Origin of the sequence: uncultured Lactobacillus sp., assembly GCF_948948975.1 — a bacterium.
Classification (GTDB): Bacteria; Bacillota; Bacilli; order Lactobacillales; family Lactobacillaceae; genus Lactobacillus.
The window spans coordinates 59,742-70,560 of record NZ_CARBVX010000002.1 but is presented as its reverse complement, the minus strand read 5'-3'; the positions used below and the strand labels follow the sequence as shown (position 1 = coordinate 70,560).

The following is a 10,819-nucleotide window of genomic DNA, read 5'->3' as shown; positions in this document are numbered from 1 at the left end:
ATAGAAGGGAGATTATTATGAAAAAAGCCTTTACAGATGATGTTTTTGCGGTCGTCGATCTTGAAACTACTGGCACCCAGCGCAATCAAGGCGATCATATTATTCAATTTGGTTGTGCAATCATCAAAAAGCGTAAGGTAGTAAAAACATATTCATTTTTAATCAATCCTCATCGTGAAATCCCTCAAGCTGTTGAAAATTTAACTCATATTAGTAATGAAGACGTTGCTAAGGCTCATGATTTTAGCTACTATGCACCAAAGATACGAAAAATCTTAGAAAATACAATTTTTGTTGCACATAATGTAAACTTTGATCTTCCGTTTTTAAACTATGAGCTTGTAAATGCGGGCTTAGAGCCACTAACTGGAAAAGCAGTTGATACGGTGGAGTTAGCACAAATTGCTTTTCCAACTTTTCCATCTTATAAATTACGAGATTTAACAGCTCGCTTGAGAATTAAACACTTAAATCCGCACCGGGCTGATTCAGATGCACTTGTAACAGCAAAATTACTACTAAAAGCAATTAAGAAACTGGAAAATCTTCCTCAGGCAACTCTTAATACTTTGACTTCCTTGTCAAAAGGATTGCTACGAGATACTGACTATATTTTTTATGAAATTGGTCAAGTTGCTCGGCAGACTAAGAGACCGTTGCCTAAAGATTTGGTTCAAGTAAAACATTTAATCCTGAAAAAGCAAAATATAGCTCCACGTCGTAATGATGTAGCAAGTCCTAGCTCATTTCCTCAAAGCGATGATGAAAAGAAAGAATTATTTAAAAAGAATCTCCGCTTTAGACGGGGACAAGTTAGTTTAATTAATAGACTGCATGATTTCGTTTATAGCGATTCAGATAACTCATTAGTGGTTGAAGCACCAAATGGTAGCGGAAAAACGTTTAGTTACTTAATGGCTTATGCATATGAGCTATATTCTGGCAGAAAATTAGTGGTAGCAACTCCTACTAAGGTTTTACAGGAACAAATTTTAAAGCAAGAAATTCCCCAACTTTTACGAGTAACTCATTTAGACTTAGATGCCCAAATTGTTAAATCAAGCAGTCATTATTTAGATTTAGATGGATTTTACAATTCTCTTTATCAGACTGATAATCCGATTCAGCAAACTTTAATTTTACAAATGGGGATTTTGATTTGGCTTACTGAAACAGAAACTGGTGATTTAGATGAACTTCAGTTAACTAACTACCAGGCTCCTCTTTTTGCAGCAATTAAACATCCTGGAGATGCGAGAATTGGAACAGCTTTTGCGGAATATGATTTCTGGAATTTAGCACGTAGTAGACAAGAACAAGCTGATATTTTAATTACTAATCATGCCTATTTAGCTAATCACTATATGGACTCAATTTGGGGCCAGAATCCGTTCCTAGTTGTTGATGAGGCACATCGTTTTGTTGAAAATGTAGCAAGTTCAAGAAACGATTCACTCCAATTTGAAAGTTTCTGGGGGATGTGTAGTCACTTACGTAACTTGCTTTTTTATGCAGAAGATAGTGCTAAGGCACGTTTTGGTAATAATTTAGAATTCAAATTAATTCTAGATAAACTTGAAAAAGATACCAATGACTTAATCCATTCTATTAACAAGATTCAACAAGCCCTTTATGATAATCGAAAATTTGCCACCAGTTGGGAAGAGAAGCGCCAAAATGCTATTAGTCTCGGATTTCAGGGGCAGGATTTGTTCAACAATATTAAGCACTTTAAGCATTTGTTAAATCTTATGCAAGACAATATTGAAATCGTGCGCCAAAAGACTAATCAACTCCTATTTTTGCTATATCATCAACAAAAGAATCTTTTAACGAGCGATGATGTTTTAATAAGGGATCTTCAAGAAGAAATAGATCAGTTAGATTATTACTCAGAGCAAAACTATCTTTTACTTGATCAATTAAGCGATCCCCAAAAGTTAGATCATGAAGGATTTGTTTTAGAAATAAGCAATGAAGAGGACCCACTATCTACTAATTTAACTTGGTTAACACTTGATCCTGAAGAAGAAGTTAAACAGTTATATCATTATTTCGATAAAAAATTATTTATTTCGGCTACTTTAGCAGAACAAGATGACTTTTCATACACTATCAAAAGCCTATATTTAGATCCTAAAAAGACACTTACTTATCGAGCAAAACCTTCTTTCAAGGTTGAAAAGCATTTAAAAGTGTATGCACTTTCGGATAGTAATGCACCAGAGGATCCAAACAGTCCTGAATATGAAACATTTATTAGTAATTTACTTACTCAAATTAAAGACTATAAGCATGTGTTAGTTTTATTTACTAATTTAGATGTTATCCGGGAAGTGTTTAGCAGACTAAGTGAAAACAGTAACGTTTTAAAGGACTATGAAATTTTAGCTCAAGGCTTAACTGGTTCTAATGAAAAAATTGCCAAGCGTTTCGGAATTGCTGAAAAAGCCATTTTACTTGGAGCAAATAGTTTCTGGGAAGGGATTGACTTTAAACATAATGGGGTAGATCTTGCAATTGTTACACGTTTACCTTTTGAGTCACCAGATCAACCCGAAGTAAAATTACGAACAGAATGTTTAAAAAAGCAAGTTGGAGCTGATAAAATTTTTGAAGTGGATACACTTCCACGAGCGATTTTAAGATTTAGGCAGGGCTGTGGGCGCTTGATCAGAAATGAGCGTGATCATGGAGTCTTTGTAGTTTTAGATCAACGAGTTTGGAATAAATCTTATGGCGAACAATTTTTATCAGGACTACCTGTGAGTGCTAAAAAGGTTAGCAAGCAACAACTACTAAATGTTTTAAGGAATAGTAAACAGAATGAATAAATATGTAAAAAAAGGACTTAAAATTACTGGAATTGTAGTTGGGGTTTTGGTAGCAATTTATCTATGTCTTTGTATTGTATTTTATATTGCAACTAAGCCAGCAAGTGATGCAGTTAAAGAAACTAATAAGATTGCTCTTGAAAAGACTCCAATTACTACAGTTACCAAGAACTACCATTTAAGTCGTAGCGTTGAGAGCAATAGTTTAGAAGGAATGAGTAAGAAGGGTAAAAAGTATTACTTCATTTATCTTCCAAAAAGTAAAAAAGCTTACCTTTATCAAGCAAGTAAAGGTAAAAGTGAAGAACAGATTTTAAATACTTTTAATGATGAACATCCTGGACACAATAACCCTAAGTGCCAGCTAGGTTGGTATAAGGAAATGCCAGTTTGGGAAGTAACATATAAAAAGAAAAATGGTAATTATGGCTATGTTCTTTATGATTTTAGAAATGGAAAAGAAGTAGTCTATGCGGACAATTTATAAATTTGTTAAACTAAAGAGTGATTTTTTAGTATAATAAAATTAAATTTAATTAAAAAGGTTGGTAAGTAATGACAGAATTAATCTCAATTAAAGATTCTTCTAAACATGTAGACCAAGAAGTTAAAATGCATGTTTGGTTAACTGATAAACGATCAAGTGGTAAGATTATCTTCTTACAATTACGTGATGGAACAGCATTTTTCCAAGGCGTTATTCGTAAGAATGATGTTTCTGAAGAAGTTTTTGAAGCTGCTAAATCTTTGCGTCAAGAAGCTAGTTTTTACATCACTGGTACTGTTCACGAAGATAAGCGTTCACACTTTGGCTATGAAATTCAAATTTCAGATTTAGAAATTGTTTCTAACAATGAAGGCTACCCAATTGGTAATAAGGAACATGGTGTTGACTTCTTACTTGATAATCGTCATTTATGGTTAAGATCTAAGCGGCCATTTGCTATCATGCAAATTAGAAATACTATGTTTAAAGCAACTGTTGATTTCTTTGAAAAAGAAGGATTCATTAAGTTTGATGCGCCTATCTTTATGCATTCTGCTCCAGAAGGTACTACACAATTATTCCATGTAGAATACTTCAATAATGATGCTTACTTGTCACAATCTGGTCAATTGTATGGTGAAGCTGGTGCTATGGCTTACGGAAAAATCTTTACTTTTGGACCAACATTTAGAGCAGAAGAATCCAAGGGCCGCCGTCATATGACAGAGTTCTGGATGATGGAACCAGAAATGGCATGGATGCACCAAGATGAATCTTTAGATATCCAAGAAAGATACTTGGCTTACATGGTTAAACAAGTTCTTGAAAATAATGAATATGAATTAAAGATCTTGGGTAGAGATCCTGAAAAATTACGTCCAACTACTGAAGGTAACTTTACTCGTCTTTCATACGATGATGCTATTAAAATGCTTCAAGAAGCTGGTCGTGATATTAAATGGGGTGACGACTTCGGTGCACCTGACGAAGGATACATTTCAGAACAATTTGATCGTCCAGTCTTCATCGTTAACTACCCAACTACAATTAAGCCTTTCTACATGAAGAAAAATCCTGATAATCCTAAAGAATATTTATGTGCTGACGTAATTGCACCAGAAGGATACGGTGAAATTTTTGGTGGTTCTGAACGTGAAGGTAACTACGAAATTTTGAAGCAACAAATTGAAGAAGCAGGTCTTAACTTAGAAGATTACCAATGGTACCTTGACTTGCGTAAATTCGGTGGTGTTCCTCACTCTGGATTTGGTATGGGATTTGAACGTACAATCGCTTGGATTTGTAAGTTAGATCACATTCGTGAAGCTATTCCATTCCCAAGATTGATCAACAGAATGCAACCATAATTGATAATCTAATATCATAAATATAAAAAGTTGAACTATTTTAGTTCAGCTTTTTTTGAAAGGAAAATTATATGGCGTCTTTTTCGGCTATTCAAAATGAAGGTTTTACGGTTATTTCTAATAGTCTTTTACGTTACTATCCCTCTTTAAAAATATCTGAAACTGAAGCAATGCTATTATTGCAACTAGAATCTTTCAAACAGGAGAAGAAATTTTTTCCTAGCGATAACAATTTATCAGAAAGAATGAATTTGTCTCCGATTGAGATTTCCCAGCTAATTCAAAATTTAATTGATAAAAATTTAATTGAATTGGGGCAAAAAAGGGATAGGGAAGGTCGCATAACTAACTTTTATGATTTAAATCATTTATATCAGAAATTAGATACAATTATTGATGAGAGAGAAGAAAATTATCAAGATCAAGCTAGTTTCAAATCTGCGCCGTCTAATCAACAATCTGCAAATCCAATTCAAGAGTTGGTAAGACAATTTGAGATAGAATTTGGCCGTCTATTGAGCCCAATTGAAAAACAAGAGATTGCTGCTTGGATTAATATTGATCACTATGATCCAGAAATAGTTAAGCTAGCTCTTAGAGAAGCCATTTTAGCGCAGGTATATAATTTTAAATATGTTGACAGGATCCTCCTAAATTGGCAGCGCCATGGGCTTACTACACTAGATCAAATTAAAAATTTTCTTCAAAGAAACTAGGTAATTAATATGGAAGAATTATTATCAGACGATGAAGCACGGTTGGTTTTAAAAAGAATTCTTTCTTTATATCCAGATGCTAAAGGGGAATTGAATTGGGATACAAAGTTTCATCTATTATGTGCTGTTTTAATGAGTGCCCAAACCACTGATAAAATGGTTAATAGAACTACACCTAAATTCTTTAAGGACTATCCAGATAGTGCCGCTTTAGCCCAAGCAGATATCAAAGATATTGAAAATCACATTCGTACAATTGGTTTATATCGGACAAAAGCTAAGCATTTAAAAGAGACAGCACAAATTATTACCGAAAAATTTGACGGTCAGATTCCGAAAGATAAAAAGATTTTGATGACCTTACCTGGCGTGGGAGAAAAAACGGCGAATGTTGTTTTAGCAGAAGGATTCAAAGTACCAGCAATTGCAGTAGATACACATGTCTCCCGTATTTCTAAACGCTTTAATATAGTTAGTGAAAAAGCAACTCCTCATGAAGTTGAGAAACGGCTTGAAGAATTGCTTCCAAAAGAAGAATGGATTCATACTCATCATGCTATGATTTTATTTGGACGATATACAATGCCCGCTCGGACTAAAAATCAAGATCCGTATTCTTTCTTACCACCATTAAACTAACTAATAAATAATAAAAAAAGATCCCCGAAGTCGTTTTAATGACTTCGGGGATCTTTTAGCTTAACTTCAATTATTGATTATTATTGGAGTTATTTCCCTGGTTTTGTTGTTGATTTTGATTGTTTCCTTGATTATTTGTATTCTGGTTCTGTCGTGAATTATTGTTATTATTTTCTGTTTGGTTTTCAGTTTGACGATTATTGTTTTGAGTTTGGTTATTAGAGTTATTGTTGTTAGAAGTAGAAGAAGACTGTCTTTGACTTGAAGATTGTTCCGCACGGCTCGATGATGAAGAACTACTACTTTGGGAACGAGATTGGCCCTTAGAAGAAGTATCATCTTCTGTATCAACTCGTGTATCAATATCGTTGTCTTCCTCTTTTCGTCTATCAACAGTCACATCACTATACGGATTACTTGGTGCGTGACCTTTAACAAATAACTGCCAGCTAGAATTACTTGCATTCGGAGAAACCACTTTATCTTGGGTACCATTAGCAATTCTGCGTCTAACAACTGTGCTTGGTTTTGACCAGTCTTTATTAGCTTTATCACTCATTAGATATGACATCATTTGCTTATATAGAAGTTGAGCAGAAGAGGCTCCAACACCTGAAGGAGTACCATCTTTCAGATTATCATATCCAGTCCAAATTCCCATTGAGTAGAGTTTCGTATATCCAACAAACCAAGAATCTTTTGGTGAATTTTTGTATTGAGGATATCTTACTAACTCTTCATCAGAATATTTAACCGTCCCTGTTTTACCAGCTTCATATAAGTTTCTAATGCGTGCCTGTGTACCCGAACCTTTAGTCATAACACCTTTAAGCATGTCGGTCATAATATAGGCGGTTGATTCCTTCATTACTCTTGTACCACTACTATCATAATTTCTAGTCAGGCCGTCTGGAGTTTCAATTTTTGAAACAAATTGTGGTTTGTGGTAAATACCGTCATTAGCAAATGCACCAAATGCGCCTGCCATTTGAAGAGAGGATGCATTAGCACCAATTGCAACTGATAGACCAGAATCAGAAGGAACATTAACTCCGAGTTTTCTTGCAAAAAGAGAAGCTCTTGCCACTCCAACCTTGCTTAAAGTTTTAACAGCTGGAACATTTCTAGATTGTTCAAGAGCGCGACGCATAGTTATTTTACCCTCATATTTATTATCCCAGTCATAAAGTTGAATGTTAGTACCAGGGTAAACATATTTAGAGTCGTCTAACATATGAGAAGTTGGCCAGTTAAGATACTCAATTGCAGGACCATAGTCTAATACTGGCTTAACAGTAGAACCAGTTGAACGACCAGTTTGAACAGCGCGATTTAAACCTAATTGAACTGCAGGAAGTTTACGTCCACCAATAATGGCAATAACATGACCAGTTCGAGGATCAATAATTGTAGCTCCAACTTGCATCTTGTCATTAGTAAATGGAACAGAACCATCATTTACTAAGTCATAAAGCTTTTGTTGAGCATCTTGATCAATATTAACTGTAATTTTTAAATTATCGTTGTATGGATTAAATCCCTTACTCTTAACTTCATTAATTACTTCTTTGATGTATGGATCATCTACTTTTCGTAATTCAGAAGTCGAATTATTCTTCTTAGGCTGCAAGCCTTGAGTAATGGGCTCATTAACTGCTTGTTTATATTGAGCTTTTGAAATTTTATCATTTCTGAGCATTGCTTTTAATACAATGTCACGTCTATATTTAGCTTTTTCGGGATAAACGTATGGATCATACGTAACTGGTGCATTAGGCATCCCTGCAAGAAGAGCAGTTTGGGCTAGGTCAAGATCCTTTAGGTCTTTACCATAGTAATAGTCGGCTGCTGTACCCATCCCGTAGTTACCATAGTTCATATAAACTTTATTAATATAAAATTCCAAGATTTGTTCTTTACTAAATTCTCGTTCTACCTTCATTGAAAGCCATGCTTCCTGAGCTTTTCTACGGAGAGTTCTTTGAGAAGCAGCAGTGGAGAAGACCGATAACTTAACTAGCTGCTGAGTAATAGTTGATCCACCTGCAGCCACGCCTTTACTTTTCGCATTAACTAAGACAGAACCAATAATTCTAATTGGATCAAGTCCGATTCCTTCTTTGTAAAAACGCCTATCTTCGACAGAGATAATGGCATTTTTAAGTTCTTTAGGAATTTCCTTATTATCAACATAGGTCCTTTTTTCTGATCCTAAAGAAAGAAGAAATTTTCCATCGCGAGTATACAGACTACTTGTACCACCACTTTGAAGTTGAGCTTGTGAGATGCTTGGAGCGTCTTTAGCATAGTATGCAAATAAGCCTACACCAGAAACAACTACTAACATTGCTACGATAAAGAGCCACTTGATTATTTGTAGCCACATTCGTTTGCGGGGCTTACCTTTTGGATGAAGTTTAGCCATTCTAGAATTACTTGGCTTTTGATTATTATCTGCCATTCTTTTGTTCCTATCTATCTATAAAATTATCGATTGCATCCAAGTATGGGAGAGTGGGACGAAATCCACTTTTAATTTCAACTGAATTATCAATTAACTCTTGCAAGGTCATTGAGCTCTTATGTGGTGTCTTCCAAGCTTCAATCACAAAACTAGCAGGGGTTACAAAATATCGGTTAAGAGTTACAAAGCGGATAATCGTAAAGCAAATTCCTTTTTGCTTTAAACATCTTTCAAGATGAATAATTTGGTGTTCATGGAAATTCTTTAAAGGAAACAAGCTCTTATTTCTTGTTTCCTTGGCTTCAAAGTCTAAATAGCGACCTTGATATACGCCATTATAGTCAGTTGTAGAAGCTTGTCTAAAGTAGGCTTCTTTTATAACTGCACGCGATCGTTTAGGATAGTCTACTTTAACGATCTGGACTGGGGTTGGCTTTTTATGAACAACGGCAATACCTTCAAGAAGATAATATTTATTGGACTCATTGATTTGTTGTTCTAGGCTCATTCCACGATCAGAAAATACAACATCTTTACGATGTTTTTGCTTTCTTGGATGTAAAAGGTCAGTTTGATCTTTAGTATAATGTGTTAAACTGCCTGTTGGATATTTTACCATCAACATCACTCCTTTTAGCATTATAGCAAAGATTTTAAATCATTTTTAGAGAAAGGAAGGATCAGAATGAAGCGACTATGGGTTACTGGATATCGTTCTTATGAATTGGGAGTTTTTAGTGATAAAGATCCGAAGTTGACTGTAATTAAGTATGCACTGAAGAATTATTTAAAGAGTTTACTTGAAGAAGGAAAGATTGACTGGGTAATTAGTGGAGCAAACCTTGGAACCGAGCAATGGGCCCTAGAAACCGCAATTAGTCTGCAAAATGAATATAGTGTTCATACAGCTTTGATGACACCTTATTTAGAATTCTCAAAAAGATGGAATGACAGTAATCAAATGAAGTATCAAAACCTTACTGAGCAGGTTGATTTTACAGCTTCTACTTCTGATTATCCCTATATGAGACCAATGCAGCTTAAAAACTATCAAAATTTCATGTTAGAACACACGGATCGAGCGCTTTTACTTTATGATCCTGAACATCCTGGTAAAACAAAATACGATTATGAAGCTATTAGAAAGTATCAAGAAAAATCTGATTATCCACTAGATATAATTGATTTTTATGACTTACAGGAAGCGGCAGAAGAATATGAAGAAAATCATCGAAAAAACTTTTATTAAAAATAAATTTACTCTTTAATTTTTTATATACCTAAGAAAATAAGATTTTTTTAGATGGTACTACTATTATTGCTTGATGGATACTTATAACTTATACTAAATATATACGATGAAATGAGTGCCATTAAGCTATCACATAGCTAACATTTTATCGCCTAAATTAAAAACAGACATTAGTCTGTAACTAAGGAGTTTGACGAAACCAATGGCAAGTTTAAACGATATTCAATTAAATCCACAAAGTATTTTAAAAAAGCAATTTAGAACAAAAATGAAGGGATATGATTCTGATGAAGTAGATTCATATCTTGATACAATTATTTCAGACTATAGTACTTTTGCGACTATTATTGAAGATTTGCAAACACAAATCAGTGATCTAAAAGCTCAGCAAAAAGAAACTACAGTTAAAAGTACTGCACCTAAGTTAGATTTTAAGAATGAGGAAATTGAAGATGATGTTAAAACTTATACTCCTCAGAAAGTACAAAAAACTGCTGTAAATAATACTAATGAAGAAAAAGAAACACCAGAATTAACTACTAATGTTGCTATGATTCAACGTATTTCTACTTTAGAGCGTAAAGTTTACAACCTTGAACAAAGAATGAATCAACAAGATAGAACTTACCAAGCTAATTAAAACTATGGTATAATGATTATTGCAAATTTCGAGCGATCGCGGTTAGCTTATGCTAGCTGAGGAAAGTCCACGCACGCACAAGCTGAGATGCTTGTAGTTTTTGTACTCAGCCCAATAAGCTGGGGGACTTGTTTTTACAAGTTACGGCGGAAAAAGCACTAAATCATATTTTTGACATGTGTTACTATCCTGAAAAGTGCCACAGTGACGAAGCAGTGAAGGAAACTTTACTGGTGGAACGAGGTAAACCCTGCAAGCGGGCAACCCAAATTTGGTAGGGGCGCTTTCGTCTAAGTAAATGAACTAAAGACAAAGTCATTTTTTAATGAAGATAGATGATCGCTGAAAATAGGAATTAACCAAGTCCTATTGGAACAGAACGTGGCTTATAGAGATTTGTAGGTTAGGGTTGAGCTTTGG

At 34.5% G+C, this 10,819-nt stretch carries 9 protein-coding genes and 1 other RNA gene; 8 read left to right on the top strand and 2 right to left on the bottom strand.

What is annotated here, in order from left to right:
• The first annotated feature begins 17 nt into the window (after positions 1–17).
• The 5 genes from Q9R40_RS01290 to nth all read left to right on the top strand — a co-directional run bounded on the left by Q9R40_RS01290 (position 18) and on the right by nth (position 6,043).
• Positions 18–2,834, top strand: coding sequence for a helicase C-terminal domain-containing protein (locus tag Q9R40_RS01290; RefSeq protein ID WP_304675992.1), 2,817 nt, complete (start codon positions 18–20; stop codon positions 2,832–2,834).
• Positions 2,827–3,321 carry a hypothetical protein gene (locus tag Q9R40_RS01285; RefSeq protein WP_304675990.1) on the top strand — a complete coding sequence of 165 codons (495 nt, stop codon included), beginning with the start codon at positions 2,827–2,829 and terminating at the stop codon, positions 3,319–3,321. Before Q9R40_RS01290 ends, Q9R40_RS01285 begins: the two co-directional genes overlap by 8 nt.
• 68 nt (positions 3,322–3,389) lie before the next feature.
• Positions 3,390–4,688 (top strand): asparagine--tRNA ligase, encoded by a 1,299-nt coding sequence (gene asnS / locus Q9R40_RS01280; protein WP_004897299.1) that lies wholly within the window; start codon positions 3,390–3,392, stop codon positions 4,686–4,688.
• A 71-nt stretch (positions 4,689–4,759) separates the two neighbouring features.
• The gene (locus Q9R40_RS01275; protein WP_297938604.1) at positions 4,760–5,404 is read left to right on the top strand and encodes a DnaD domain protein; all 645 of its coding nucleotides are present in this window, start codon (positions 4,760–4,762) and stop codon (positions 5,402–5,404) included.
• Between the two features lie 9 nt (positions 5,405–5,413).
• On the top strand, positions 5,414–6,043 hold the full coding sequence (gene nth, locus Q9R40_RS01270) for an endonuclease III (protein WP_300734967.1): 630 nt from the start codon (positions 5,414–5,416) through the stop codon (positions 6,041–6,043).
• A gap of 70 nt (positions 6,044–6,113) precedes the next feature.
• On the opposite strand, the gene Q9R40_RS01265 is transcribed toward nth, so the two are convergent.
• Both Q9R40_RS01265 and recU read right to left on the bottom strand, forming a co-directional pair.
• Positions 6,114–8,504, bottom strand: a complete 2,391-nt coding sequence (locus tag Q9R40_RS01265; protein ID WP_304675986.1) for a PBP1A family penicillin-binding protein — start codon at positions 8,502–8,504, stop codon at positions 6,114–6,116.
• A 10-nt stretch (positions 8,505–8,514) separates the two neighbouring features.
• On the bottom strand, positions 8,515–9,126 hold the full coding sequence (gene recU, locus Q9R40_RS01260) for a Holliday junction resolvase RecU (RefSeq protein ID WP_297938614.1): 612 nt from the start codon (positions 9,124–9,126) through the stop codon (positions 8,515–8,517).
• Positions 9,127–9,192: 66 nt separating this feature from the next.
• On the opposite strand from recU, the gene Q9R40_RS01255 reads away from it, so the two are divergent.
• From Q9R40_RS01255 to rnpB, 3 genes are all read left to right on the top strand, one after another.
• Positions 9,193–9,756, top strand: coding sequence for a DUF1273 domain-containing protein (locus Q9R40_RS01255; RefSeq protein WP_297938617.1), 564 nt, complete (start codon positions 9,193–9,195; stop codon positions 9,754–9,756).
• 205 nt (positions 9,757–9,961) lie between these two features.
• Positions 9,962–10,399 carry a DivIVA domain-containing protein gene (locus Q9R40_RS01250; protein ID WP_297938620.1) on the top strand — a complete coding sequence of 146 codons (438 nt, stop codon included), beginning with the start codon at positions 9,962–9,964 and terminating at the stop codon, positions 10,397–10,399.
• A gap of 24 nt (positions 10,400–10,423) precedes the next feature.
• An RNA gene (rnpB, locus tag Q9R40_RS01245) (RNase P RNA component class B) lies at positions 10,424–10,793 on the top strand.
• Positions 10,794–10,819: the final 26 nt, after the last annotated feature.

Excerpts from the sequence above, each read along its gene's own strand:
- Q9R40_RS01290 (WP_304675992.1), top strand. The coding sequence starts at position 18 with ATGAAAAAAGCCTTTACAGATGATGTTTTTGCGGTCGTCGATCTTGAA.
- asnS (WP_004897299.1), top strand. The coding sequence starts at position 3,390 with ATGACAGAATTAATCTCAATTAAAGATTCTTCTAAACATGTAGACCAA.
- nth (WP_300734967.1), top strand. The coding sequence starts at position 5,414 with ATGGAAGAATTATTATCAGACGATGAAGCACGGTTGGTTTTAAAAAGA.
- Q9R40_RS01275 (WP_297938604.1), top strand. The coding sequence starts at position 4,760 with ATGGCGTCTTTTTCGGCTATTCAAAATGAAGGTTTTACGGTTATTTCT.
- Q9R40_RS01250 (WP_297938620.1), top strand. The coding sequence starts at position 9,962 with ATGGCAAGTTTAAACGATATTCAATTAAATCCACAAAGTATTTTAAAA.
- Q9R40_RS01255 (WP_297938617.1), top strand. The coding sequence starts at position 9,193 with ATGAAGCGACTATGGGTTACTGGATATCGTTCTTATGAATTGGGAGTT.
- recU (WP_297938614.1), bottom strand. The coding sequence starts at position 9,126 with ATGGTAAAATATCCAACAGGCAGTTTAACACATTATACTAAAGATCAA.
- Q9R40_RS01285 (WP_304675990.1), top strand. The coding sequence starts at position 2,827 with ATGAATAAATATGTAAAAAAAGGACTTAAAATTACTGGAATTGTAGTT.
- Q9R40_RS01265 (WP_304675986.1), bottom strand. The coding sequence starts at position 8,504 with ATGGCAGATAATAATCAAAAGCCAAGTAATTCTAGAATGGCTAAACTT.